This is a genomic window from Flavobacterium sp. LK-23, assembly GCF_058135255.1.
Window position 1 is genome coordinate 449,302 of record NZ_JBYUVT010000002.1, and the last position, 26,239, is coordinate 475,540.

30 protein-coding genes are annotated in these 26,239 nt (G+C 33.1%); 20 read left to right on the plus strand and 10 right to left on the minus strand.

The genetic code is table 11. The features are described from left to right. Nucleotides 1-39: 39 nt before the first annotated feature. From AC3Y25_RS05395 to AC3Y25_RS05405, 3 genes are all read left to right on the plus strand, one after another. The gene (locus tag AC3Y25_RS05395; protein ID WP_489902006.1) at nucleotides 40-495 is read left to right on the plus strand and encodes an SRPBCC family protein; all 456 of its coding nucleotides are present in this window, start codon (nucleotides 40-42) and stop codon (nucleotides 493-495) included. A 65-nt stretch (nucleotides 496-560) separates the two neighbouring features. Beyond that, complete coding sequence (locus tag AC3Y25_RS05400) at nucleotides 561-1,346, plus strand: TlpA disulfide reductase family protein (protein ID WP_489902007.1); 786 nt, start codon at nucleotides 561-563, stop codon at nucleotides 1,344-1,346. Between the two features lie 120 nt (nucleotides 1,347-1,466). Further along, entirely contained in the window at nucleotides 1,467-1,904 is a 438-nt protein-coding gene (locus AC3Y25_RS05405) for an acyl-CoA thioesterase (protein WP_057122622.1), read from the plus strand. Between the two features lie 95 nt (nucleotides 1,905-1,999). Here AC3Y25_RS05405 and AC3Y25_RS05410 read toward each other — a convergent pair whose 3' ends face one another. Then, nucleotides 2,000-2,692, minus strand: coding sequence for a hypothetical protein (locus AC3Y25_RS05410; RefSeq protein ID WP_489902008.1), 693 nt, complete (start codon nucleotides 2,690-2,692; stop codon nucleotides 2,000-2,002). Between the two features lie 281 nt (nucleotides 2,693-2,973). On the opposite strand from AC3Y25_RS05410, the gene AC3Y25_RS05415 reads away from it, so the two are divergent. The 6 genes from AC3Y25_RS05415 (at nucleotide 2,974) to AC3Y25_RS05440 (ending at nucleotide 8,474) form a co-directional block, all read left to right on the plus strand. Beyond that, nucleotides 2,974-3,963, plus strand: coding sequence for an alpha/beta fold hydrolase (locus AC3Y25_RS05415; RefSeq protein ID WP_489902009.1), 990 nt, complete (start codon nucleotides 2,974-2,976; stop codon nucleotides 3,961-3,963). A 200-nt stretch (nucleotides 3,964-4,163) separates the two neighbouring features. Next, nucleotides 4,164-4,553 carry a DUF1398 domain-containing protein gene (locus tag AC3Y25_RS05420; RefSeq protein WP_489902010.1) on the plus strand — a complete coding sequence of 130 codons (390 nt, stop codon included), beginning with the start codon at nucleotides 4,164-4,166 and terminating at the stop codon, nucleotides 4,551-4,553. A gap of 14 nt (nucleotides 4,554-4,567) precedes the next feature. Continuing rightward, on the plus strand, nucleotides 4,568-5,425 hold the full coding sequence (locus tag AC3Y25_RS05425; protein WP_489902011.1) for a ThuA domain-containing protein: 858 nt from the start codon (nucleotides 4,568-4,570) through the stop codon (nucleotides 5,423-5,425). 3 nt (nucleotides 5,426-5,428) lie between these two features. Then, nucleotides 5,429-6,274 carry a sulfurtransferase gene (locus AC3Y25_RS05430; protein WP_489902012.1) on the plus strand — a complete coding sequence of 282 codons (846 nt, stop codon included), beginning with the start codon at nucleotides 5,429-5,431 and terminating at the stop codon, nucleotides 6,272-6,274. Between the two features lie 182 nt (nucleotides 6,275-6,456). Next, nucleotides 6,457-7,680, plus strand: coding sequence for an ATP-binding cassette domain-containing protein (locus AC3Y25_RS05435; RefSeq protein ID WP_489902013.1), 1,224 nt, complete (start codon nucleotides 6,457-6,459; stop codon nucleotides 7,678-7,680). A 176-nt stretch (nucleotides 7,681-7,856) separates the two neighbouring features. Next, entirely contained in the window at nucleotides 7,857-8,474 is a 618-nt protein-coding gene (locus AC3Y25_RS05440) for a 3-keto-alpha-glucoside-1,2-lyase-like domain-containing protein (protein WP_489902014.1), read from the plus strand. A 219-nt stretch (nucleotides 8,475-8,693) separates the two neighbouring features. Here the strand turns inward: AC3Y25_RS05440 and AC3Y25_RS05445 are convergent, their stop codons facing one another. Next, on the minus strand, nucleotides 8,694-9,737 hold the full coding sequence (locus AC3Y25_RS05445) for an RluA family pseudouridine synthase (protein WP_095927823.1): 1,044 nt from the start codon (nucleotides 9,735-9,737) through the stop codon (nucleotides 8,694-8,696). Beyond that, nucleotides 9,727-10,347 (minus strand): PASTA domain-containing protein, encoded by a 621-nt coding sequence (locus AC3Y25_RS05450; RefSeq protein ID WP_095927824.1) that lies wholly within the window; start codon nucleotides 10,345-10,347, stop codon nucleotides 9,727-9,729. Before AC3Y25_RS05450 ends, AC3Y25_RS05445 begins: the two co-directional genes overlap by 11 nt. Nucleotides 10,348-10,777: 430 nt before the next feature. Here AC3Y25_RS05450 and AC3Y25_RS05455 point away from each other — a divergent pair, with 430 nt between their 5' ends. The 4 genes from AC3Y25_RS05455 to AC3Y25_RS05470 all read left to right on the plus strand — a co-directional run bounded on the left by AC3Y25_RS05455 (nucleotide 10,778) and on the right by AC3Y25_RS05470 (nucleotide 13,805). Further along, entirely contained in the window at nucleotides 10,778-11,749 is a 972-nt protein-coding gene (locus AC3Y25_RS05455) for a D-alanine--D-alanine ligase (RefSeq protein WP_489902015.1), read from the plus strand. A 139-nt stretch (nucleotides 11,750-11,888) separates the two neighbouring features. Next, nucleotides 11,889-12,581: a DUF421 domain-containing protein gene (locus AC3Y25_RS05460; RefSeq protein WP_489902016.1), complete on the plus strand. Its 693-nt coding sequence runs from the start codon at nucleotides 11,889-11,891 to the stop codon at nucleotides 12,579-12,581. Between the two features lie 110 nt (nucleotides 12,582-12,691). Next, nucleotides 12,692-13,150: a pantetheine-phosphate adenylyltransferase gene (gene coaD / locus AC3Y25_RS05465; protein WP_489902017.1), complete on the plus strand. Its 459-nt coding sequence runs from the start codon at nucleotides 12,692-12,694 to the stop codon at nucleotides 13,148-13,150. A 76-nt stretch (nucleotides 13,151-13,226) separates the two neighbouring features. Beyond that, entirely contained in the window at nucleotides 13,227-13,805 is a 579-nt protein-coding gene (locus AC3Y25_RS05470; protein ID WP_489902018.1) for a PhnA domain-containing protein, read from the plus strand. A 260-nt stretch (nucleotides 13,806-14,065) separates the two neighbouring features. Here AC3Y25_RS05470 and AC3Y25_RS05475 read toward each other — a convergent pair whose 3' ends face one another. Continuing rightward, on the minus strand, nucleotides 14,066-14,509 hold the full coding sequence (locus AC3Y25_RS05475; RefSeq protein ID WP_095927830.1) for a hypothetical protein: 444 nt from the start codon (nucleotides 14,507-14,509) through the stop codon (nucleotides 14,066-14,068). Nucleotides 14,510-14,752: 243 nt separating this feature from the next. Next, entirely contained in the window at nucleotides 14,753-16,114 is a 1,362-nt protein-coding gene (locus AC3Y25_RS05480; protein WP_489902019.1) for a DEAD/DEAH box helicase, read from the minus strand. Nucleotides 16,115-16,329: 215 nt separating this feature from the next. Here AC3Y25_RS05480 and AC3Y25_RS05485 point away from each other — a divergent pair, with 215 nt between their 5' ends. The 4 genes from AC3Y25_RS05485 to AC3Y25_RS05500 all read left to right on the plus strand — a co-directional run bounded on the left by AC3Y25_RS05485 (nucleotide 16,330) and on the right by AC3Y25_RS05500 (nucleotide 20,074). Next, complete coding sequence (locus AC3Y25_RS05485) at nucleotides 16,330-18,057, plus strand: M14 family metallopeptidase (protein WP_489902020.1); 1,728 nt, start codon at nucleotides 16,330-16,332, stop codon at nucleotides 18,055-18,057. Between the two features lie 158 nt (nucleotides 18,058-18,215). Further along, nucleotides 18,216-18,554, plus strand: coding sequence for a cyclic-phosphate processing receiver domain-containing protein (locus AC3Y25_RS05490; protein WP_489902021.1), 339 nt, complete (start codon nucleotides 18,216-18,218; stop codon nucleotides 18,552-18,554). A 379-nt stretch (nucleotides 18,555-18,933) separates the two neighbouring features. Beyond that, nucleotides 18,934-19,440, plus strand: coding sequence for a hypothetical protein (locus AC3Y25_RS05495; RefSeq protein ID WP_489902022.1), 507 nt, complete (start codon nucleotides 18,934-18,936; stop codon nucleotides 19,438-19,440). Nucleotides 19,441-19,444: 4 nt separating this feature from the next. Next, complete coding sequence (locus tag AC3Y25_RS05500; protein WP_489902023.1) at nucleotides 19,445-20,074, plus strand: SLATT domain-containing protein; 630 nt, start codon at nucleotides 19,445-19,447, stop codon at nucleotides 20,072-20,074. Nucleotides 20,075-20,194: 120 nt separating this feature from the next. On the opposite strand, the gene AC3Y25_RS05505 is transcribed toward AC3Y25_RS05500, so the two are convergent. The 4 genes from AC3Y25_RS05505 to AC3Y25_RS05520 form a co-directional block, all read right to left on the minus strand. Next, nucleotides 20,195-20,599 carry a helix-turn-helix domain-containing protein gene (locus AC3Y25_RS05505; RefSeq protein WP_489902024.1) on the minus strand — a complete coding sequence of 135 codons (405 nt, stop codon included), beginning with the start codon at nucleotides 20,597-20,599 and terminating at the stop codon, nucleotides 20,195-20,197. A gap of 145 nt (nucleotides 20,600-20,744) precedes the next feature. Next, on the minus strand, nucleotides 20,745-21,143 hold the full coding sequence (locus AC3Y25_RS05510) for a hypothetical protein (RefSeq protein WP_489902025.1): 399 nt from the start codon (nucleotides 21,141-21,143) through the stop codon (nucleotides 20,745-20,747). 37 nt (nucleotides 21,144-21,180) lie between these two features. Beyond that, complete coding sequence (locus AC3Y25_RS05515) at nucleotides 21,181-21,498, minus strand: hypothetical protein (RefSeq protein ID WP_489902026.1); 318 nt, start codon at nucleotides 21,496-21,498, stop codon at nucleotides 21,181-21,183. Nucleotides 21,499-21,628: 130 nt separating this feature from the next. Then, a complete protein-coding gene (locus AC3Y25_RS05520; protein ID WP_489902027.1) occupies nucleotides 21,629-23,095 on the minus strand; it encodes a hypothetical protein in 1,467 nt (488 codons plus the stop codon). A gap of 214 nt (nucleotides 23,096-23,309) precedes the next feature. Here AC3Y25_RS05520 and AC3Y25_RS05525 point away from each other — a divergent pair, with 214 nt between their 5' ends. From AC3Y25_RS05525 to AC3Y25_RS05535, 3 genes are all read left to right on the plus strand, one after another. Then, a complete protein-coding gene (locus tag AC3Y25_RS05525; RefSeq protein WP_489902028.1) occupies nucleotides 23,310-24,230 on the plus strand; it encodes a hypothetical protein in 921 nt (306 codons plus the stop codon). A gap of 119 nt (nucleotides 24,231-24,349) precedes the next feature. Beyond that, the gene (locus tag AC3Y25_RS05530; protein ID WP_489902029.1) at nucleotides 24,350-24,580 is read left to right on the plus strand and encodes a DUF4287 domain-containing protein; all 231 of its coding nucleotides are present in this window, start codon (nucleotides 24,350-24,352) and stop codon (nucleotides 24,578-24,580) included. Between the two features lie 55 nt (nucleotides 24,581-24,635). Next, nucleotides 24,636-25,376, plus strand: coding sequence for a DUF6882 domain-containing protein (locus tag AC3Y25_RS05535; RefSeq protein WP_489902030.1), 741 nt, complete (start codon nucleotides 24,636-24,638; stop codon nucleotides 25,374-25,376). A gap of 207 nt (nucleotides 25,377-25,583) precedes the next feature. Here AC3Y25_RS05535 and AC3Y25_RS05540 read toward each other — a convergent pair whose 3' ends face one another. Continuing rightward, nucleotides 25,584-26,234, minus strand: a complete 651-nt coding sequence (locus AC3Y25_RS05540; protein WP_379801378.1) for an NUDIX hydrolase — start codon at nucleotides 26,232-26,234, stop codon at nucleotides 25,584-25,586. Nucleotides 26,235-26,239: the final 5 nt, after the last annotated feature.

A 26,239-nucleotide genomic window follows, 5' to 3' on the forward strand; every position in this document is an offset into this window, starting at 1 on the left:
AATAGCCCTATTTGATGCTTAATTTAAAACTATCAAAAAATGACTTCAGATATTCTTACTACGACATCAGATTCAGAAATTGTAACCACACGTATCCTGAATTTCCCGCAAGAACTTGTTTTTAAAGCTTGGAGCGATCCAGAACATTTACAAAATTGGTGGGGACCAAAAGGTTTTACTAATACTTTTCAGGAGTTTAACTTTTGCGAAGGCGGAAAATGGAGATTTATTATGCATGGTCCAGAAGTTGGAAATTATGCCAATGAATGCGAATTCATCAAAATAGACAAACCCAATCTTATTGCTTGGAAACGCCATACGAAACCACTTTTTCAAATCTTAACTACTTTTGAAACTGTTGCCGAAAACCAAACCAAAGTAGTTTTTAAAATGCTTTTTGAAACTGAGGCAGAATGCCAGAAATTAAAGCCTTATGTTGTCGATAAAAACGAAGAAAACTTTGATAAACTGGAAGTTGAATTATCTAAAATGTAATTATGAAAACTTAATTCCGTATTTTTACCTTATCATCAATCATCAAACAATCAAAAATCAATCACATGAAAAAAATTATCCTTCTAGCAATTTTTCTAATTGCTCAATCCTTTTATGCGCAGAACCAAGTCGCAAAAAAACCTGAAACCGTTATTATTATCAACAACGAAATTGCCACAATGGATCAAGTGATGAAATATGGCAATGAGGGCTACATCAAATCAATGAATAAAGGCGTTAGTGAAGAAAAACGAAATGAACTAGCAAAAAAATTTGGCGATAAAATTGGCGACAGAGAATTTATAGTGGTCGTAGAAGTTTTTACAGAACAAGAAAAAATCGAAAATGATAAAAAGACTAAAGACACTGCCTTAGATCCAAAACCTCAGGTCGAACAAAAACAATTTCTCTTAAATGTAAACGACAAAGCCAAAGACTTTACCTTAAAACTTGTCGACGACAAAGAGGTAAAACTTTCTGACTTAAAAGGAAAAGTGGTACTGGTTAATTTCTGGGCAACCTGGTGCGCGCCTTGCCTACAAGAGTTCTACGATATTCCATCAAAAATTCTTGAACCTTTTAAAAATGACAACTTTGTGTTTTTAGCAATTTCAAGCGGAGAAAAAGAAACTGCAGTGGCTAAAAAAGTAACGAAACTAAAAAATGATGGCCTTAATTTTAATTTCGGCATTGATCCAAATAATATAATATGGAATCAATATGCAACAAATGCAATTCCTAAAAACTTTTTAATTGATCAAAACGGAATTATACAATATGTGGCAGTAGGAAATGCTGAAGGAAACCTAGACAAGATAGCAAGCGAAATCAAAAAACTGCTTTCAAAATAGATTATTGGACCAGCTGTTTATAATTTTAAAACAAAAAAATTATGCACGCATAGTAATTTTATGATATTCGTTTGTTTTTTATTTGTAATTTCGGTTTTTCAATAAAATACAATATTAAAAATGGCTTCATTTACAAAAGAAATATCTTTCCGTTGGTCAGATCTTGATCCTAATTTTCACGTTCGTCACAGCGCTTATTATGATTTTGGTGCGCAGCATCGTATCGAAATTTTAGAAGAATTGGGTTTAACATTAAAAGTAATGCAAACGCAAGGTTTTGGTCCTGTTTTGTTTAGAGAAGAATGCGTTTTTAGAAAAGAATTAAAACTTTCTGATAAAATATTCATTCATACTAAAACTTCAAAAATGAAAGCCGATGCTTCTCGCTGGTCGATCATTCACGAATTTAGAAGAGAAGACGATACACTTTGCGCAACAATCACGGTTGATGGTGCGTGGATGGATACAAAACTGAGAAAACTAGCTTCTCCAACGCCAGAAATCGCGATTCAGGCTTTGAGTATTTTCCCAAAAAGTGATGATTTTGTTGGACTATAAACCAGCAAATTGTAATCTTATAAAAAAATCCCAAAAACAATTTTAAATCTTGTTTTTGGGATTTTTCTCTTAACCAAATTGTATTTTTAATTTCGTTATTCAAACTTTAATCCAAAGTTTACTTTTTCAAAAGTGGTACTGCACGAAAAGGCAAATCGTCCGACATTAACAGTTCCGAAAATGCCGCCAACGGAATGTCCAGAATAAAATCCGCCAGCAGAAAATCGGCGAACCTGATACTTTAAAGCAATATCATTTACCCTCGAACTCAACTGTCCAAAAGCAATTACATGCGGGATAATTTCATAACTCCCAAAAACTTTAGGAACCAGCTTTTTGTAATAATCAAAACTTTCGTCAGTTTCATAATCAATAATTGACGAATGCAAATTTTCGAGGTTTCCGCCAATATAGGTATTTTCAGAAAAATGCCATGAGATACTGAAACCTGTAAAAGTTCCTTCATAACCGCTTCTAGAATCTACATAACCGATACCAATTGTAGCTCTAAATTTTTCGCAAATTTTCCCTATGTAACCCACATAAGTGCGATCGATTTCGGATTTGTCAATTCCAGCACCAAAAATGATATCGTCTTCACACATGGTAAGAGCATACTGAAAATAAGCTGAATATTGATCTTGATTTGCCGCGACGACACTCCTGCCTTTATCGAGATCTATATTGGGAGAAATTAAGGTTGAGTTTATAACGGTGAAATCAAAAGTATTGAGTTCTTGGGCAAATGTGGGGACAGTGAGCAGGAGCAAAAGCAGTGTCTTTTTCATAATACTATTTTTTAAGGCTTACAACATTCTGATACTAAATTACATACATTTTTCCTGTTAATAAAAGAAGTTCTTTGAAGTGCCACATTACTCGTCAAAATACATTATTTTCATAATCAGCTTCATTTAATCGATAAAAACTCAATAAATAATCGATTATTAACACTAAAAACAATGAAAACATTTTGAAAGCTTTTTTTCTGATAACTTTAAGATATTACGCTTTGTTTTAAAAATGGTTCGCTTTAATTTTATAAGTCGTAATAATAAATGCCTTTAAAATGAAAATACTCAAACTACTCTTTATACTAATTCCTTTCTTAGGTTTTGGCCAGCAAGGAAATATAAAAGCACTGGATATTAATTTAAGTAATTATGAATATCCGTTTCCTGTTCATTTTATCGAATTGAGCAGTCAGCGTCAGTACATGAAAATGAGCTACATGGATGTCATTCCAGAAAACTACAATCAAAAAAATATCGTGTTACTTCACGGAAAAAATTTCAATGGCGCTTATTGGGAAACTACTATTAAAGCCTTGACAAAAGAAGGTTATCGGGTAATTGTTCCTGACCAGATTGGATTTGGGAAATCGACAAAACCAGACCATTTTCAATACACTTTTCAGCAGTTAGCCAAAAATACCAAAAAACTTCTAGATCATTTGGGAATTCAAAAAACGACAATTTTAGGACATTCTATGGGCGGAATGCTGGCGACACGTTTTGCATTGATGTATCCTGAAACAACAGAAAAACTAGTTTTAGAAAATCCGATTGGTTTGGAAGACTGGAAATTAGTTGTTCCGTACAAACTTGTTGATTGGTGGTACGAATCGGAATTAAAACAGAATTACGAAGGCATCAAGCAATACCAAATGGCAAATTATTACGATGGAAAGTGGAATGCAGATTATCAAAAATGGGCTGAACTGGGTGCAGGATGGACAACGGCACCAGACTATGATCGCGTTGCTTGGAATTCTGCTCTGTTATACGATATGATTTTTACACAACCTGTTTTGTATGAATTTAAAAATATTAAATGTCCAACGCTATTGATTATAGGAACGAGAGATAAAACCGCTTTAGGAAAGCCACTAGTTTCTGAAGAAGTACGAAAAACGATGGGTAATTATGCTGAACTGGGCAAAAAAACACAGAAAGCAATTCCGAATTCAAAACTCGTAGAAATTCCAAATACAGGGCATTTGCCACATATCGAATCTTTTGATTCGTTTATAAAATCATTAATCGTATTTTTGAAATAGTTTATTAGCCAAGAATTACACAAATTTGCGCTAATTATTTTTTATTTTGCCACAGATTAAAAAGATTAGCACAGATTAAATCATTTTAATCCTTTAATCTGTGGCAAAAAATTTAATTCGTGCAATTGCTTCGCCTTTTCGCTACCGCTCGGGTCGTGGCAAAATCTAAAATCTAAAATCAACAATCTAAAATTAAAAATATGTTTACAATCGAACAAATAAAGGAAGCACATGGAAAAGTAAAAAGTGGTGCAGATTTTCCAAATTACATCCAGGATTTAATCATTTTAGGCGTAAAAGGATATGATACTTACGTTCACGACGGAAGCACTGTTTACTATGGATTAAACAATTATACCGCAGCTGCCGAAGAAAAATATCCGGAAATTAAAGTTGCTGATTCTCCAAACAAAGAACTTTTTATAGAAAATTTGGTAAAACATCAGCATGGCGAAACCGATTATATGACTTTCTGTAATCATTGCGCACAAGCTGGAATTGCAAAATGGCGTGTTGATATTATTGAAATGACTTGCACGTATTTTGATAAATCGGAACACGAAGTTTTAATCGAAAAAATTCCTGTTTAACTGCTTCAATATTCATGACTATTTTCAACCAAAACCACCAAGCCATATTCAAAAAAAGCATTTTACTTTTTGCTTTAATAGTTTCTTTCTTTGGCTTTTCTCAAAACAAAAAAGAACATTCAAAATTCAAAGTCATTGCTTTTTATACGGCTAAAAACGATCAGGCGCATATTAGTTTTGTACACGAAGCCAATAAATACTTTCCAAAATTAGCTGCAGAAAATCAATTTCAATACGATTCTACAAGCAATTGGGATAATTTAAATGCTAAGTTTTTAGCGAAATATCAGGTTGTTTTATTTTTAGATACAAGACCGGAGAAAAAAGAACAGCGAGAAGCTTTTCAAAAGTATATGGAAAATGGCAGCGGTTTTATTGGATTTCATTTCTCTGCATTCGCTTTAAATGATTCTAGCTATAATCAAGATTGGAACTGGTATCACAACACCTTCTTAGGTTCTGGCGAATACGGAAGCAATACTTGGAAACCAACTTCGGCAGTTTTGAGAGTAGAAAATGAGCACCCTGTGACTAAAAATTTGCCTAAAACCTTCTCTTCTGCTCCAAATGAATGGTACAGATGGTCGAATGATTTAACCAAAAATCCAGATATTGAAATTTTAGTAGCTATTGACGAATCTAGTTTTCCACTCGGAACTGGTCCAAAAGCCCACGAAATCTGGCATAGCGGTTATTATCCTGTGGTTTGGACAAATAAAAAGTATAAAATGCTGTACGTAAATATGGGACACAACGATATTGATTATGAAGGCGGAACAAACAAAACGTTATCATATACTTTTGAAAACAAAACACAAAGTCAATTAATTTTGAATGCTTTGCTTTGGCTTGGAAATTCAAAGAAAAAATAAAAAATGTCAACTACTCTTTCTCCTATCATTACGACTCAAGAATTAATTGCTAATTCTAAAATTATTTTAATTGATGCTCGGGCTGGCACGAATACTTTTGAAAATTATCAAAAAGAACATTTAAAAGGTGCTCGATTTATCGATTTAAATCGTGATTTGGCAGCAATTCCAGAAAATCCTGCAAATGGCGGAAGACACCCCTTGCCTTCTCCTGAACAATTCGCAAAAACACTTTCTGCATTAGGAATTGCACCTTCCGATCATGTTGTGGTTTACGATGATAAAAATGGCTCTAATTTCGCTGCGCGATTCTGGTGGATGATGCGTGCCATTGGACATGAAAAGATTCAGGTTTTAAATGGTGGTTATCAAGTTGCGATTCAAGCTTGTTTTCCAACCAATTCTGGAAATGAGACTTTTGAAAAAACAGACTATCCTTCTCAAGAATGGAAATTGGCTTTAGCAGATATTGAAGAGGTCGAAAAAGCTCGTAAAAACGATCAAAATATCGTAATCGATGTTCGTGACAAAAACCGTTACGATGGCTTAACAGAACCTCTGGATTTAATTGCTGGACATATTCCTGGAGCTATCAACGTTCCGTTAACTGAAAATTTGGACGAAAACGGATTGTTTAAATCTGCCGAAGAATTGGCCGAAAAATACAAAGCTGTTCTTAAAGATATAAAACCAGAAAACACAATTGTCCATTGCGGCTCTGGCGTTACAGCCTGTCACACGTTATTGGCGATGGATTACGCTGGACTTCCAATTCCGAAATTATATGCAGGTTCTTGGAGCGAATGGTCAAGAAACGATCGCGAAATGGCAACTCGACAAACAGAATAATTTTTAGCCACAGATTTCGCAGATTAGGGTGATTTTTTTAGCCTCGAGTTTCACTAATTTCACTAATTATAAATGATAAAAAATTCGTGCAAATTCGCGTAATTCGTGGCAGCACATTTTTTTTTAATCCTTTTAATCTGCGAAATCTGTGGCAAAAAAAAATAATACAAATAAAAATTACAATGCAACACTGGGATATACTTTTATCAAATCAGGTAAATAAAAAGAAATTAATAGATAATATATTAAATGGCGAAGCAACGGGCGAATTAGCCGTTTTTAACCATCAAAAAGGAATACTGTTTTCTGATATTGCCATCGAAAAATTCATCGAAAAAGAATTTCAATATGACAGCGTAGAAGCTTCTCCAGATTCGCACAGACAACTTCGAACTTTTTCGTCTGGCGAACGTAAAAAAGAGTTTTTAAAATACTGCATCAATCAAGAACCAGATTACATTATTTTCGATAATCCTTTTGATCATTTGGATCAGGCTTCACGAGTAATTTTAGCCGATTCGTTAAAAGATCTAACCAACGATATTGCAATTATTCAGCTTTTAAATCGTACTGTTGATGTACTTGAATTTGCGCCCAATAAAGCTCAAATTAAAGATAACACATTCGAATTGCATCCATTTAAAAAAGCCGAAAATCATTTCAAAACATTAAATACAACTGCAATTCCTAAAGCAACAGAAACTCATACTTTTCCAGAAGATGAACTAATCAGACTTGAAAATGTTTCGGTAAGTTATGACGAAAGAAAGATTCTCGACAACATTTCCTGGACAATCAAACAAGGCGAATTCTGGCAGTTAATTGGTCCAAATGGTTCTGGAAAAAGCACCATTTTATCTTTGATTACAGGAGATAACCCGAAAGGGTTTGGACAAAATTTATTTTTGTTTGGAAGAAAAAAAGGAACTGGCGAAAGTGTTTGGGATATTAAAAAACAAATCGGGATTTACACTACTTCAATGATGGATCTGTTTCAGAAGGGCCATACGGTGGAACAGATGATCTTATCGGGATTCTTTGACCAAATCGGATTGTATACAGAACCTACAACACATCAGAAAAATATCGTAACGCAATGGCTCGAAGTGATTGAAATGACGCATTTAAGAAAAAAACGTTTTATAGATCTTTCTATCGGACAGCAGCGTGTGGCATTAATTGTTCGCGCCGTTTTAAAACATCCGCCATTATTAATTTTAGACGAACCTGTAGAAGGTTTAGACGACGAAAATGTAGATTTGGTAATTCAGCTTATTAACACCATAAAACAAGAAACAAATGTTTCTATACTCTATGTTTCGCACCGAATCGAACAAGGCCTTGCTCCTACTTCTGTTTTCGAACTTTTGCCATCAGAAACGGGATCAATCGGAAAAATAAAATAGCAATCAGAATTGAATTAAAATGAGTTAATTAGATAATAGGTCAATTAGATAATTTATCGACAGAACGCAAAGCATATCTGTAGAGATGCACTGCAGTGCGTCTCCGCAACGAATATTCACAATATGTTAAACGTACAGCAATTCACCCCTACGCAATACCGCAACAATACCAAATTATGATAAAGCAAATAAGCATTACATTTATTTTTTTACTGATTTTAAGTTCGTGTTCAAGCACGATATCGACTTCTAAAAAAGAATACATTTTACAGGATTCAAAAAAACTAAAATCAAATTGGACAATCGATTCTAAAGAATGGGTTTTAAAAAATGATACCCTTACAGGAAACGGTTCTCTTTCGCCTTGGGGAGTTTTGGTTTCAAAAAAACAGCTTCCTAAAAATTATGAAATTGATTTGAAAGTCAACATGACAAATTCATCTTTATTCGAAATCATGCTCAATTTGGATAAAGGAAAATACATTAGAACCTACTTATACCAAATTGATCAAAACATTGTAATTGGCGACGGAATGTATAATAAAAAATACGATTCGTATGGAAAAAGAGGCGGAAAAACGTTGTTTAGAAAACCAATGAAATTAGAAAACAACAAATGGTATGCAGTAAAAATTAGAGTTACAAATAACCAATTATATTATTCCGTAGACAACAAAACTTATTTAGAATGTTCCATTGAAAAAAGCAACCTAAACCAAAAAGGAAAACTAGGTTTCATAACCAACGGAGAAGTCAAAATAACCGATTTAAGAATTAAATATATTCAGAATTAAATTAGATAATTTGTCAATTAGACAATGTGCCCAATTAGAACGCAAAGTATTTCAGTAGAGGCGCACTGCAGTGCGTCTAACGTATTGTAGATATTCGTTGCGAAGACGCACTGCAGTGCGCCTCTACAGAATATTGGAACGATAAAACAAAAAAACTCCCAAAAGGAGTTTTTTTTATTACTATAAATTATCTAATTTTCAAATTGACAAATTATCTAATTAATTCTCATCTTCCGTATTATGCGACTTGACATAAACACGCCATTTCTCAATACAATCCTGAAAATCCTGAGGCAATTCTGTATCAAAACGCATTAATTCTCCCGTATTTGGGTGAACAAATCCAAGCGTTTTTGCATGCAGCGCCTGACGTGGCAAAGCTTTAAAACAATTCTCAATAAACTGTTTGTATTTGGTAAAAGTCGTTCCTTTCAAAATCAAATGCCCACCGTAACGCTCATCATTAAACAATGGATGACCGATGTGTTTCATATGCGCACGAATCTGGTGCGTTCTACCCGTTTCCAGTTTACAAGAAATTAAAGTTACATAACCAAAACGCTCCAAAACTTTATAATGCGTAATAGCTGGTTTTCCAATTTCTGGATCATCAAAAACCGCCATTTGCATACGGTCTTTTAAATGTCTCGCTAGATTTCCTTCAATTGTACCGCTTTCAGCCGCAACATTTCCCCAAACTAAAGCAATATACTCACGTTCGGTAGTTTTAGCCTCAAATTGCTTTGCTAAATGCGTCATAGCAGCTTCTGTTTTAGCGACAACCAAAAGACCAGAAGTATCTTTATCGATTCTATGAACCAAACCTGGACGTTCACTGCTATTCATTGGCAAATTATCAAAATGATGCGCCAAAGCATTTACCAAAGTTCCGGTATAGTTTCCGTGACCAGGATGCACCACCATTCCAGGCTCTTTATTTATCAACAAAAGAGCATCGTCTTCATAAACAATATTCAGCGGAATATCTTCAGGAAGAATATGATTTTCAAACGGAGGATGCGACAACATAACCGTAATCACATCAAAAGGTTTTACTTTGTAATTTGATTTTACTGGAATCTCATTCACAAAAATGTTTCCATTAGTTGCCGCATTCTGAATTTTATTTCGCGTGGCATTCGGAATCAAATACATTAAATATTTGTCAATACGCAAAAACGCTTGACCTTTTGGGACTTCAAATCTGTAGTGCTCAAATAATTCGTCTTCCAGATCTAAATTTTCTTCAATATTATTGTTCATCACTTGGGGTTTCTACAGGCGCTGCAGTACTATCTGTTGCCTGACTTTCATCTACATAACTTGCTTTTCCGTCTCCTAAAACCAAATCGATTTTAGAAGCTTTCAAAACGCGGTCTCCTACTTTTAAGTTTCTTCCTTTTAAACGCATTTCCAAAACCATATCTTTTCCAAGATTCGGAATATACGTAATCGTTCCTGGCTCAAGACCTAACGCTTTCAACGTTGGTACAGCTTCACGATATGTTTTTTCGATTAAATCTGGAATTTTCACAGAAGAAAAACCAGATGCATTAATCTTAATATAAATTTTTCTACCCACTTTTACCATCGTTCCAGGCAGTGGATCTTGCTCTACAACGCTGTATTTTGGGTATTCACTTCTGTAATCAACACTGTCCAAAAGAACATAATCTAAATCCAGTTCATCCAATTTATTTTCAACTTGCTCTTCAGTTAGTTTAGACAAATTCGGAACCGCAATTTCGTGACCGTGATCTGTTGTAAAAGTTAACCAATGCATGAATAAATAACCAATAACCGCTATAATAGCTGCGGCCGCAAGCAATTGCAAGAAAAAAACTCGGCTTGTTAAATACTGACGTAAACTCATAAATTTATTTTTAATAGCGACAAAGATAAAGTATTTCGTTTCAAAAAAAATGATAATTTTGTTTAAAACAAGAAAGTCCCGAGATTGTCATCCTGAGTAAAGACTAAGGATAATTTTCAGGAGCTATTTCCCGCTTTCGCCTATATCTTTTTGTCTGCAGAAAAAGCAGCCAAAAAGGATACCGGCTCTATCGGGGCTAGGACACTCGGTTTCATAAGAACGTTTTCTTGTTGTCAGACTGAGCGAAGTCGAAGTCATACAAAGTGATTTAGCACGCAGAACTTTGACTTCGCTACAGTCTGACAATCAAAACGAATAAAAAAACATTTAAGAAAAATTAGTTCACCCGCTCCGTCTTTTCGCTATAGCTTAGATTGTGGCAAAAACTTGAAACATTAAACTTGAAACAATTAAAAAATAAAAATATACAATGAAAAACATTGCCATCATCATGGGCGGCTATTCCAGCGAATACAAAATATCTTTAATCAGCGGGAATGTCGTGTATCAATATCTTGACAAAACAAAATACAACGGATTCCGTATTCACATTTTTAAGGAAAAATGGGTTTATGTAGACCAAAATGATGCCGAATTCCCAATCGATAGAAATGATTTTTCAGTTACCGTAAACGGCGAGAAAATTACTTTTGACTGTGTTTTCAACGCCATTCACGGAACTCCAGGCGAAGACGGATTAATGCAAGCCTATTTCGAATTAATCGGTCTGCCACAATCTTCTTGCGATTATTACCAATCGGCACTAACATTCAATAAAAGAGATTTATTGTCTGTTTTAAAACCATACGGAATTAAAACTGCAGTTTCTTATTATTTGAACAAAGGAGACGAAATCAATACTGCCGAAATCGTTAAAAAAGTTGGGCTTCCTTGTTTCGTAAAACCAAACAAAGCAGGTTCAAGTTTCGGGATCTCAAAAGTAAAAACCGAAGCTGAATTGCCAATCGCGATAGAAGTTGCATATAAAGAAGACAATGAAATTATCATTGAAAGTTTCCTTGACGGAACTGAAGTTTCTGTTGGCGTAATTAACTATCAAGGAGAAATTAAAGTATTGCCAATTACAGAAATTGTATCAGACAATGATTTCTTTGATTACGAAGCAAAATACGAAGGGAAATCGCAGGAAATCACGCCAGCGAGAATCTCTGACGAAATGACTAGAAAAGTTGGCGAAACAGCAAAACGTGCCTATGAAGTTTTAAAAATGAAAGGTTTCTCAAGAAGTGAATTCATTATCGTAAACAACGAGCCTCATATGCTTGAAATGAATACCATTCCAGGTTTAACAACAGAAAGTTTAATTCCGCAGCAAGCAAAAGCAGCCGGAATTTCTCTGGAAGATTTATTCACAAACGCAATCGAACTAGCTTTAAAATAAGATGTTAAGATACTAAGGTGCTAAGATTCTAAGATTTTAGCACCTTATTTTTTCGCATTGTCAGGCTGAGCGAAGTCAAAGCCTTTGAACCTAAAAACCTTAGCCTCTTAGAATCTCAGAACCTTAGCACCTAAAAAAAATGAAAGAAATCTTCGAATGGAATAGACTGTTTTTTAATGAATTGCCAGAAGTTTTTCTTTTGGAAGTAATATTTCGTTCGACAGTAATGTTCACTATTTTACTGTTAACGCTTAAACTGGCTGGTAAACGAGGTGTTAAACAATTATCAATTTTCGAAACCGTAATTGTTATTGCATTAGGTTCTGCTGCTGGCGATCCTATGTTTTATGAAGATGTCGGAATCGTTCCTGCAGCAATTGTCTTTTTGGTCATTATTATTTTGTACCGTTCTGTGACATGGCTTACTGGAAAAAGCAAAAAATTCGAAGAGTTTATAGAAGGTAAAACGGAATGTTTAATTAATGATGGGAAATTTTCTATATCGAGTTTTAAAAAAGAAACTTTGGCACAAGACGAATTTTTTGCTGAATTACGCATCAAATCGATCGAACATTTGGGGCAAGTAAAACATGCTTTTATAGAAACAAGTGGCGAGATAAGCGTCTTTTATTACGAAGACAAAGATATTGGATACGGATTGCCGATTCTGCCTTTGCTTTTTGAGAAAAAAAATAGAATTATACCAGAAGACGGAGTATATTCCTGCTCTTTTTGTGGTAATACCGAAAAATTAAACAAAGGAACTTCAACTTGTAAAGACTGCAATAAAGACGAATGGGTTCCTTCAATCAATACCAAGAGGATAACGTAGAAAAAATTCAAAATTCAAAAACAAAAAAACTAAGATTCAGCACCATCCAAATAAAACTTAGTCCCGATAGCTATCGGGATAGCATCCCATAACCATAGAAACTTAAAGAAATGCGAAAAGCCATATTTCCAGGATCATTTGACCCAATTACGTTAGGACATGAAGACATTATCAAAAGAGGAATTCCTCTATTTGACGAAATTGTGATTGCCATCGGTGTCAATGCCGAAAAAAAATACATGTTTTCATTAGAAGAAAGAAAACGCTTTATTGAAGAAACTTTCAAAGACGAACCAAAAGTTACAGTCATTACCTATGAAGGCTTAACTATTGATCTCGCTAAAAAAGAAAAAGCCAATTTCATCTTAAGAGGCCTACGTAATCCAGCCGATTTCGAATTCGAAAAAGCCATTGCACATACCAACAGAAAACTGTCTAAAATAGAAACCGTTTTCTTATTGACAGCTGCAAGTACCTCATTTATCAGTTCGAGCATTGTGCGTGATGTATTGCGCCATGGTGGCGAATATGAGATGTTGGTTCCAGATGCGGTTAGGGTTGCGAAATAAAGCAATAACAAACCATAAAACTTGCCAGCGAAGCAAATTATAAGTAATTTCGCATTTTTAAAACAAACAATAAATAATGAGCATCGAAAGAGAATTAAGCAAACGAAGCGGATCTAAATGTGAACTTTGCGGTAATGAAGAGAATTTAAAAGTTTATCAAGTCCTGCCAACTAAAAAAGGCGGAATTGATGAAGCTGTATTAGCCTGTAACACTTGTATTGATCAAATTGAAAATCCAGACAACGTTGATTTAAATCACTGGAGATGTCTTAACGACAGTATGTGGAACGAAAATATTCCTGTACAAGTTGTAGCTTGGAGAATGTTAAGCCGTATGCGCGCTGCAGGATGGCCACAAGAATTGCTAGATATGATGTACCTAGATGAAGATACACTAGAATGGGCAAAAGCAACAGGAGAAGGCGAAGATGACGAAAATAAATTAGTTCACCGTGACAGTAACGGCGTGGTACTACAACACGGAGATTCTGTAGTTTTAATTAAAGATCTTAAGGTAAAAGGTTCTAGCATGGTTGCCAAACAAGGAACTGCTGTGAGAAACATTCGTTTAGACCACGAAAACGCCGAATACATTGAAGGAAAAGTAGATGGTCAACAGATTGTGATTATTACACAGTATGTGAAGAAGATTTAAATAAAGTTGCTAAGGTGCTGAGGTGCTAAGATTCTAAGTTTTTTTAGAATACTAGCTATTTAACCACAAAGCACACAATGATTTACGCAAAGTTCGTAAAGTTTTATCCACAAAGCTTTGCGAACTTTGCGCTTTTAAAAGCCTTTAAATAAAAAAACTTAGCGAGCTTTGCGTTAAAATTAACAAAGTTTATCAACCTAAAACTTGAAACAAAAAAAAGCCATTCAAATAGAACGGCTTTTTATACATATATCTAAAAATTATTTTTGAAATAATTTATTGATCTGATCTTTTACGAATGGCTCAGAAACGTTGTTTGTTGCTGCGTCTCTTTCTTTACCAGAAACCATAAACTGAACTGTAGCTTTGTCTGGAACCACATTTCCTGTGTAGTGTAACCAAATGTAGTTGTTAGGTAACTCTAATTTGATATCGTACAACGGAGAAGCTGTAAATCCGCCCATAATAATGTTGTATAAAGCGTTATAAGCATTATCGATGTTCTTAAATGAAAATTTTCTCAAAGTCGAATCGTCATCACTTTGAACAATAGTGTAATACACAGTGTATTCGTCACCAATTTTCTGAATGTAGTTGTTATTTACTTTTCCTAATTTTTCTACAGGAACCGTTTCTAGAACCTTAACCTGTGCAAACGAAATAAAAGTAAAAAACAATGCGGCAAGAGTAATAATCTTTTTCATATAGTATTTGGGGTTACAATTTTACGAACACAAAAAAACACAGAAATATTGAAAAAACACCTATCAATTCGTTATTTTTTTAACATAAAATTGTAAAACTTAGCCAAGCAATCCTAAACTACTGAAATACAATAAAATAAATATTGTAAATTCTAAAATCCAAAATCCAAAATACAAAATCCAAAATACAAAATCCAAATTCTAAAAATCCAAAATCTAAAATCTAAAATCTAAAATCTAAAATCAATACTTCCCTCTCTTCTCCTCTTCTTCTTTCTTGATGACATTACGAGCGACTTCGATTTTAAACTTCTTCCCTTTCATTTTTTCATCCTTAATATTCTTCAGAAGCTCTTTTACTTTATTGTATTTTACCGCTGCAAACGAAACAAAATCTTTTACTTCAATCAAACCTAAATCGTCTTTTTCTAGTTTTCCTTTTTGCGAAAAGAATCCAACAATGTCAAATTTGTTCAGTTTTGTCTTTTTACCGCCGCTGATATAAATAGTCTGAAATTGAGGCGGATTCGGAAGCGAAACTTTACCTTCAACATCCAAAACCTCCATTTCGTAATCAATGTAGTCTAATTGTTTTTCACTTTCGTGAATAATTACATACGCCGTTCCTGTTGCCTGCATACGCGCTGTACGTCCGTTACGGTGTGTAAACTCGTCTTCTTTTAAAGGCAGATGATAATGAATTACATGTTTCATTTCTGGAATATCCAAACCTCTTGCTGCCAAATCGGTTGTAACCAAATATGTAACACTTCCGTTTCTAAACTGAATCAAGGCACGCTCACGTTCCTCCTGATCCATTCCGCCATGATAATACACCGAATAGATTCCTTTTCCGTTTAAAGTATCGCTAATGCGTTCTGCAGCATCACGATGATTGCAGAAAATAATTGCCGATTCTGATTTTAAAGAACAAATCAAATTGAATAAACTTTGCAGTTTATCTTTTGCTGGCGAAATCACCATTTTCATCGAAAGATTGGTTTTCTCTTCTTCCTCTTGAATAAAATCCAAAACAACCGGATTTACAACTCGCGTATATTTCGGAATTTCAATATCTGACGTCGCCGAAACCAAAACTCTTTTGTTTACTTTCGACAATCTTCCAATGATAAAAGACATCTGTTCGTGAAACCCTAATTGAAGCGATTTATCAAATTCATCCAAAATTAAAGTTTGAATTTTATCGGTTCTAAAAGTTTCTCTTTCAATATGATCGGCAATTCTTCCAGGCGTTCCAATTAAAACCGCTGGAGGATTGCTTAAGTTCTTGATTTCAGTTTCTATTGAATGCCCGCCGTAACAAATATTAACTTTGTACTGCGTTCCCATTTTTTTCCAAACCTGTTCAATTTGAAGTCCCAATTCGCGTGACGGAACCAAAATCAAACATTGAACAGACAACACTTCTGGCTGCAACAATTCCAATATCGGAAGCAGGAAAGCCAATGTTTTTCCAGATCCTGTTGGAGAAAGTAATAAAGTATTGTTTTCGTTTAAAATAGCATCATGTGCCATTTCCTGCATTTCGTTTAGGCTTTTAATCCCTAAATTCGAAAGTATATCGTTGGAATGGTGTTTTTTCATGCTGCAAAAGTAGGGAAAGTTTTTTAACCGCAAAGCACGCAAAGGTTTACGCAAAGTTCACAAAGTTTAAGTTCAAAGCTTTGCGAACTTTGCTTTTTTTTGTAAAATACATACTTAAAAAACCTTGCGTGCTTTGCGGTAAAAAACACAAAGCATATCAAATATGAAACCTGAAACAAAAAACTATATATTTGATTCCTATTAAACCCAAAACCATGAAACTTTTTACCATTCTCTTTTCACTTTTCACCATTACTCTTTTCGCTCAAAACAATAAAAAATACGATACTTTTTTTGAGAAAGGAAACGGAAACCAATCGGCCTCTTATCAAGAAACTATTGCTTATTGGAAGATGCTCGCTGCCGATTTTCCGACTATTGAAATGAAAGAAATGGGACTAACGGATTCTGGTGAACCTTTGCACATGATTACCTTCAATCCTGACAAGGAATTTGATTTTGATAAAATCCAGAAAACCAAAGCTGTTCTATTTGTAAATAACGGAATCCATGCTGGAGAACCAGACGGAATCGATGCGACAATGCAATTCTATAGAGATTTGGCAACAGGAAAAATGAAAGCGCCTAAAAACACTGTTTTGGTTACGATCCCGGTTTATAATATTGGCGGTGCTTTAAACCGAAATTCGACAACGCGCGCCAATCAGGACGGACCTGAGATTTATGGTTTTAGAGGCAATGCAAGAAACTACGATTTGAATCGTGATTTAATGAAATCGGATACGCGAAATACAAAGAGTTTTGTGGAGATTTTTCAGAAAATAAACGCCGATGTTTTTATCGATAATCACGTAAGCAACGGTTCTGATTATCAATACAAATTGACGTACATTATGACGCAGCACAACAAATTGGGAACCGTTTTGGGCGATTTTATGAATAACGAAATGATGCCGGCTTTGGTAAAAGATCTTCAGAAAAAGAAAATCGAAACTACGCCTTATGTCGATTCGTTTAAAGATACGCCAGATAAAGGTTTTGGGCAGTTTGTAGATAGTCCGCGATATACAACGGGGTATACTTCGCTATTTAATACGATTGGTTTTGTGGTGGAAACGCACATGCTGAAAAAATATGCCGAACGTGTAAAAATGACCTACGAATACATGAAATCGACTTTGGATTTTACCGATGCGAATTACCAGAAAATAAAAGATTTAAGAGTACAAAATTTAGAACAATATCAGCCTAAAAAATCATACACTTTAAAATGGGAATTGGACAGTACAAAAGCTACAACTTTTTCGTTTTTAGGTTATGAAGCCGGTTACAAAAAAAGCGACGCTACAACGGGAAATCGTTTGTATTACGACCGAAGCAAACCGTACAAAAAAGATGTTCCGTACATTAAAGAATTTAAATCGGTTAAAGAAGTGGCGATTCCTACGGCTTATATTGTTCCGAGAGGATATTGGAATATTATTGACCTTTTAAAAAACAATAACATCTCGTTTAAACCAATTAAAAACGATACGATTATAGAAGTCGAAAGCTACAGAATTGCCGATTTTAAAACCGTTCCGTCTGCTTACGAAGGACATTATTTGCACAGAAATACAAGTGTAACTTCTAAAATCGTTAAAATGGCTTTCGCCAAAGGAGATTACATCGTTCCAACAAACCAAAAAGGCGTAAAATATCTTCTAGAAGCTTTTGAACCAGAAGGTGTTGATTCTTTCTTTAATTGGAACTTCTTTGATGCTATTTTACAGCAAAAAGAACATTACTCAGAATATATTTTTCAAGATACTGCTGGTCAGCTTTTAAAAGAGAACCCATCTCTTAAAGCAGAGTTAGAAACTAAAAAACAAAACGATCCTGTTTTTGCTAAAAATGCCGAAGCACAATTGGATTGGATTTACAAGCATTCTGTTTATTATGAAAAGGCGCATATGCAGTATCCTGTTTATCGTGTTTTGTAGATTTTTTTTTGCCTGTTTTTTAACGCAAAGTGCGCTAAGATTTTTTTGATTTGGATTGGGTTTGGCTTGCGATAAGAACGCAAAGCTTTGCGTGCAGAACTTTGTCAAAGTTTAAAACTTTGACAAAGTTGAATTAAGATTTTTTACTTTTAGAAATTATGACATACAAACTTTTTCTTGACGACATTAGAGATGTAAATATGGTTTACAAAAAATTAACTAATGATGATTTCGTTGTCGTTAGAAATTTCGATGATTTTAAAAAAGTAATTCTTGAAAAAGGCCTTCCTGAATTAATTAGTTTTGATAATGATTTAGGTCTCGATGCAAATGATCAAGTTGCTGAAGATGGTTACGCTTGCGCCAAATGGCTGGTTTATGAATCTGGAATTGATTTGCAAAATTTAAAGTTTAATGTACATTCTGCGAATCCTGTAGCTAGCCAGCAAATTCAGGGTTTGCTTGATAATTATATTAAACATTTGAAATCACAATAGTGCAGATTAGCAATCTATAATTATAAAGAAAAAAAATACAAAAAGTAAGCTTGCTTTACTTTGTGGGCACGGATTACAAATCCGCGCTATCGGTTTTCCGAATCACAATTGGATTGGATTTACAAGCATTCTGTTTATTATCAAAAGGCGCATATGCAGTATCCTGTTTATTGTGTTTTGTAGATTTTTTTTGCCTGTTTTTTTAACGCAAAGTGCGCTAAGATTTTTTTGATTTGGATTGGGTTTGGCTTGCGATAAGAACGCAAAGCTTTGCGTGCAGAACTTTGTCAAAGTTCAAAACTTTGACAAAGTTGCATTATGGTTTTCCGTAAAACTATCTTAGAATGTATTTTTAATTTTGAAAATAAAAATACTAATTATGAAAAAAACTTTATTTTTTATAAGCATTTTATTTGTCATGCTATCATGCAAAAAAAGCAAAGAAGAAAATCTTAAAAATGAAATTGAAAATGAAATTATAACCAATCTAAATGACCCTAGTAGTTATGAATTCAATTACTTCCGTTTAGATTCAGTAGAATATATTGTCAATAAACAAATGATACGAGAAAATTTAAAGGAAATTGAAAATTTAGAAAAACAAAATAATAAAAGCTCAAAAAGAAGAATTGAATCTCTAAAGGGGCAAAATCAATATTATAATTTATTGAATAAAAATAAGTATAAGGGTGTGTTTTCATTTAGAGGAAATAATAAATTTGGTGCTAAAATTTTAGCTGATTATTCATTTGAAGCTGATAGTACATATAAATTGATTTATTTAAAGGATAATACTGGAGACACAATTTATAAAGACATCGAAACTTTAATAATAGAAAATGAGAAGTTTATAAAAGAAACAGAAAAGTTCAATAAGTCAAAATAAAAAAATGGAGAAAACTTATAAAGATTACCTAAACAAGACTTTTTTAGAAGAATTAAATTATAAAATATGGTCTACAAAAGGGAGTGGATTTAATGCCAGTACACGATTAACAAAAGCTTCTCAACTTTCTAATTTATCTTTAAGCGTTTTATCTGTTTATTTAACAGCGGTTGGATTGCTTTCTGTATATAATTTAAAATTTAATAGTCTCGACGAAAATCTAATAGCTTATTCTATCACATGCTTATCTATATTAATTTTAATATTTGGACAAATAGAAAATGCAAAAGATTTTACAATGAAATCAAAGGAATTCCATAATTGTGGCTTAGAACTTTCAAAAATTTATAACGATTTAAGAATATATAAGACGTTAACAGAGAATCAGAGCCTTGAACAAAAAGAAAAATTCTGCAAAGAGATTTCCGATGCTTATCAAAGAATTTTGGAGAGACACGAAAATCATCAACAAATTGATATTAATCTTTTTAAAGCTAAAACAGCAAAATATCATGAGTTATCATTTGTAGATGTATTAAAAATCAAATTAGAATATTACATAAGAACTTCTCTATTATATCATTTGTTAATTATATTACCTCCTTTTATTATAATTACACTATTAAACAAATAAGCTTAATATCTTATTTTGACACTCGTGACAGCAAAAAAAAAAAATTCTAAAGCAATCAAAAAAAGCCTAATAAAAAACAATTTTATTAGGCTTTTTTAAACTCCATAAAGAACAAAAAACTTATTTATCCTTCAATATTTTTTCTAAGTACTCCACTTTATCTTTTTCAGCTTGAACCAAACGTTCATAAAGCTTTTTATTTTCTTCATAAGCTTCAATCAATTTATCTAATGGATTGAAATTACAATGATTGTTAAATGTTCCTGCACTACTATCCGTGAAATTATTAAAATAATTAATTGCAGCTTCTTCTGAAAAATTTTTCAGCGCTTCAACATTTACACCCAAAGCTTTTGCAATCTGTTTTAGCTTTTCATCATCAATAGTTTCGCTATTTTCTAAAGCAGAAATCGCTTGTTGGTTTGTTCCTAAAGCCTGAGCCAAAGCTTCTTGCTTCATGTCACGAAGTTCACGAATTCGGCTTATTTTTCTTCCTATATGGCTTGGTTTTGTAAATGTGCTCATAATTGTAATGTATTGCTTATTAAACAAAAGTACGATTTTTGAGACATGAAATTAAATAAGTTTTAAGTTTCTCAGATTCTAAGATGCTGAGTCTTCTTTTTAATGCTTAATTGATAGAACTTAAATTGATATAAACTGAAAAATTTTATTCAATTTCAAAACTTGCTTCTACTTGTAAGTAACTTTTTTTGCCATCTTCAGTTTTGACTAAAAAAATAACATAATTTTTAAGGTACTCCCAAAGGTCATAATCTCTTAATTTTAACCTTCTATTTTCGTCATAGAATTTAGATGACCTAATAAATTCTTTAAGACCAATTTCTCTTTTTTCAGTCTTGTAATTCTCTATCTTTTGAACTCCAGTGAAGTAAAAGCCACCAATACGGGCACCACTACCATCTTTTATGTAAAAATGATTTGGAATTTCGATATGCGTATTAATGTATTGACTATCATAAGAAAAGAAAAGTGTGTCTTTTACTTTTTCCTGAGCTTGAGAATTTATTCCAAGAACAAAAGTCACTAATAAAATGAATATTTTCATAATTTGTTTTCCAAACTTCAAGCTTTATCCTAAATATTTATCCAAAAATCATAATTGAAACATTTACTTTAATATATTCGGTCTTTTTATCACTTTCTCTTATTAAAATAATTTTATAGTTTTTCATAAAATCGACCAGTCCTTTTATATCTAATGCTATTTTTCCTTGATTTATAAAGAATTTTGAATTCCTTATAAAGTATTTTAAATCCAAGACTTGTATAGGTTTTAAATCAAATAAAATTTCAGCTTCTTGAAAACAAAATTCGGTGTGTCCATTTCCATCTTCAATAAAAAAAGTTTTTGGAATATTCTTGTTTTCAAACAGATAAGAATTATCTATTTTAAAATACAACGTGTCTTTTTTTACTTTTTGCTGCGCTTGTACATTATTAAAAAAAAACAAATGCATTATTAGTGTACACCCTATAAAAACAAAGCTTTTAAATTTCGACATCATCATTAAAATCAAATTAAGTTTGATACTATTTATTATCACAAAGGCGAACTTGTGTTAGCTTCTTAGCCACATTATTATACATTGCATCTATAGATGCTTTTTTTTCAGGAGTCAAATTGTTCCAAGCCACGACATCCACTTCTTTCAAGCCATTCCAAGCCATTGCTTCATACAGTTCGTCACTAGGTTCTTTACCATAATAATTTACAAATTTATCAAAATCCTCTCGCAAAACATACTTGTGAAAATCTTTTAGTGCCCCCTTCATACCACTCATATATTGGTTAGCCATAGCCGAATGGTATTGCTCACCCGCATATCTTGAATAAACTTCTTTAAAATTAGCTGCCTCTATATCATCAATATCTGTTGAAAACAACTTACGCAACATATCAGCGTGTATATATTCGTGTAAAATTAATCTAGCCGTTTCCAAAGAACTTATTCCTTCAACTCTACTAGTACTTATTAATATTTGTAAATCATTACTACCATCACTATAAGTCGTACTGCCATTTAGTTCTTCGTTGGATTTATTAAAAACTTTATCAGCTGAACCAATTACTATATTAAATTTCGCAGTTCCTTCAAAGTTACTTAATAATTTTTCGACGAAAGAATTTCCTTTCTGATTTAGTAAATCATTTATACATTTTGCCTTACCAGTAAGATTATTAGTAATTTGTGTTGAAAAGTTAAAAGTAGAACTCTCTCCAAGATATTGCCCATTTTTGTCATAATTTGCATAATGTGCAATTCGCTGCAACTTTATAGCTTCTATATCTACTGGACCATCACAAGGATAAGGCAGGATATTAATAGTTTTTGTCACCCTTTCGCCTTCATAGATAATGTCTAAAATCTTTGGACCATTGCTAATTATTCGCCAAACATCTTGAGTTAGCCATACAGTTTGTGTATATGTCGCGTCGCATAGAGGTATTTTGCTTGTAATATCGGATGGAGCATAAAACAAATTTATTACTTTTGTTAAAACATCCAACTCATTTTTTCCTGAAACATTTGCCGCTTTACCATTTCTAACGACAACTGAACCTAAATTTTCCCCATTAAAAGAATATACATTCAATCCTCCAGTAAAGTCCTTTAGATTTGTAATAGTCTCAGGGTAAGCAGCACTTTTTGCAAGCGTATAAACTTCTAAAAAATACGATTGCGATTTGCCTTCGTTTTCAATTGTAACACCTTGATATTTTAATTGGCTTTGCAGAACATTAGATTCAAAAGTGTTTACAACTTTTTCTTTGGCTGAAAACTCTGAAATTTTAAAATTGTCTTTTTCAATTTCCTTTACATTTTCAAAATCCGCTTCAACATTTTGGGCGATGTTAAGATTTGAAAATTTCGCTAATTCTAAAGTAGTCCTGGCAACTTTTGCATTTTCCTGTTTTTTTTCTAACTCATCATTATTGCACGACAAAAGAAAAAGTGCAGTAAAGGTAAAAACGGAATACTTAATAAACTTATACATATTCATTTACATTGGTTGGTTAATAAATTCTTTTAACTTAAATAATATCTTACAATTAAGGTCGCGAATATAAAAGAATTATATTTCTTTTAGCAAGAAAAATATCAAAAACATATTAAATAAATTTTTGATACAGTTTTAGTCCTATATTAAGGTTTAAGCGCAACCTTTTCATATTTTTTTTACTTAAGTATATAACTTAAAAGATAAAAAAATGAAAAAATTTATTTTGTTTTTACTAGGGTTTACAGCTGTTTCCTGTGTAAACGATGAGGTAATTGGCAACGAAACCAGTAATAGTCTGTCAACTATTAAGGCAGATGAGTATCGAGATGATGTTTTTCTTTATTCTAAGATCATGCATTTTTCTAATGATAAACTAACAAAGGTTACGTATTCTGACAACGGAACTGAACAAAATTATGAGAATTACAGTTACAATAGCAAAGGACTACTTTGTAAAGCAGTACGATATGAATACCCCGAAAATCTCTACACAGTAACTACTTTTTCTTATGATAGCGAAGAACGAATTGTTGAAATTAACAGCCAAAGAGACCTACCCAATAGCGAAACAAATAATCTCGAAGATAAGTTTACTTTTACGTACCTGACTGATAAAATTGTTTCTTCTATTTATTACAAAAATACTTTTATGAACTCTACAGCGTTTTTGCTAAACTCAAACCAAGAACCTAAAAGAATCAATGCACCAAGTTCCTATTCGAAAGAATACAGCTATGATAATGGCAATATAGTAAGTATTACATCATTTCATCCCGACATGTCGTCAAATACAACAACGTACTCTTACAGCTCGTTAAAAAACGAATATGATTACAGTAAATTTTTATATGGTGAAAAATGGAAACTTAATAAATACTTAATTGGGTATACAGTTGGGATTACAACTGGCGAAGGGGACGCATTATTTAGCTTTTCTAAAAACCTGATATCAGAATACAGAACTATTTCTGTACCCAGTAATCCTGGGTTACATAATAATCATATTAAATATGATTATGTGATAAATGACAAAAATCTTTTAGAGAAAAAAACTATTACAAATGTGCGCTACAGCACAAAATATAGCCCCTTAACGTTTAGAACTGAATATCTATATACTTATAAGTGATAAAAAAGTTCCAAACACCATTTGCTTGACAAAGTTGAGCTAAAGAAATTTTGAAAAGCGAATACTAATCTTACTTTAATTTGTACATTCGTCTTGCTTAACTATTTAAATTCTATTTTATGTCATTTCAAGGATATCTAAAAACGATTAAAGAAAAAACAGGAAATGGTCCAGCTGAATTTAGAACTCTCGCTGAACAAAAAGGATTTACTTCAAACGGAGAATTAAACCCCGAAGTAAAAGCTGGAGATATTGTCAACTGGCTCAAAACTGATTTTGAATTAGGGCAAGGACATGCAATGGCCATTTATGCTCTCCTAAAAGGCATTAAAAATGAGGATAGTGAATAAAACTTAACTAGAAAATCAAGAATTTCAATTTTATAATTATACAAGCCACAAAAAAATGGGACTATTCAATAATCTTTTTAAAAAGAAAGAAGAAAATACAGAATCAAATACAAATCAGTTAAATGTTGCTAAACATTTTACCTCTGAAAATGATTTTTTAGAAAAATATGGAGCTTTAGCTTTAGAAAAACAAAGAAATCTATATAATGTAACGGGTGGACTTTCTTGGAATGTTGACATGAACAAGGAAGAAATTACTTTTGGAGACCATCTTACTTTTCCAATGCAGGTTTTGGGCTCGTTTTCTCATTCGTCAGAAACTTGGCTATGGCTTTGGGAAAATAAAGCGGGCGGTTATGCAGAATCTGTTATGCAACAGGCGCTTTTATTAAAGCAATATGGTGAAGAAAATAATATAGAATTATTAAGTGTTGGAAAATTTGATGCTGTACAAAACGATTTGCATTTAATAGGAATGATTGCCACTGAAATGTTTAATTTGAGCGGCTATTATCTTGGAAATTACGGTCAAGGAACAATGGTGGTTACGATAAAAGATGATGCAATTGACAACTCTGAAAGTGAGGAATTGTCTAGAATTCTGACTGTTTTCCCAGAGTTGATTTCGACATTTGAAATTCAGAATCACAGAAATGCTTTTACCAATTATCTTTCTCAAAAAGGTTATGAACTGACATCAAACGGAAATGAAGTTAAAGCAGAAAAAGACGGAAATATCATTAATGCCGTTTTTAACGAAAACAATCTTTTGACAAGCTTAAATGGTAATTCTTAAACTTCGAATAACTAAATAATCTTTAAGGCTGATTGCCCGCGTGAGGGATAGAGCCAATCCGCCGCGGCGGAAGCGAAAGCCCGACAGCAATAAAACAAAGACCCAATGAACGCAAAGTTTATTGGGTCTTTGTTTTATTGGTGGCACGCCCGAATGGCTAATTATCAATTTTTTAAAATCAAATTCAAAAAAATTCTAAATATCTATTTATTTGGAATTTGGACTTGAACGATAAGGAACAGGCGGTGCAATTTTTTCTGTTGAAACTTCTTCCTCTTCAAACAACAATTTAATGTTTTCGTATGAGTTTTTAAGTGCTTCTTTAATTTGTTCTGGATTTAACCAGGCAACTTTTTCGATTCCTTCTTCTATTTGTCCGTGTGGAGTTCCTTCAAAATCAGACTGCATTTCGAACCAATGCGTGATTTTGAGTTTGTATTTTCCGTTGCGTTTAAAGATATGATAGGTTTTTTGAAGTTTATTCGTAATACGAAGCTGGTTTACTCCTGTCTCCTCCTCTACCTCACGCATAGCCGTCGCTTCAATGTCTTCCCCTTTCTCGATTCCGCCTTTTGGCAAATCCCATTTTCCGTTTCTAAAGATAAACAAGACTTCGCCTTTCTTATTGTAGACAAAGCCTCCGCCCGCTTTATTTACCGGAATCTTGGCTTTAAGGGTTTTCATGATCTCACTTTCGTCGGGATGATAAAGAATGGCTTTTTGAATTTTATTTTGAAAAATTTTTATAATAAGCTGTTCGATATCAATACTCTCCAACAAGAACAATTGGAAATCTGTTTCGCGCGAGATTTCATTTGTCAAAAAAAGTGGTTTGTCGTTTACAAAAACTTTATACATTTGTA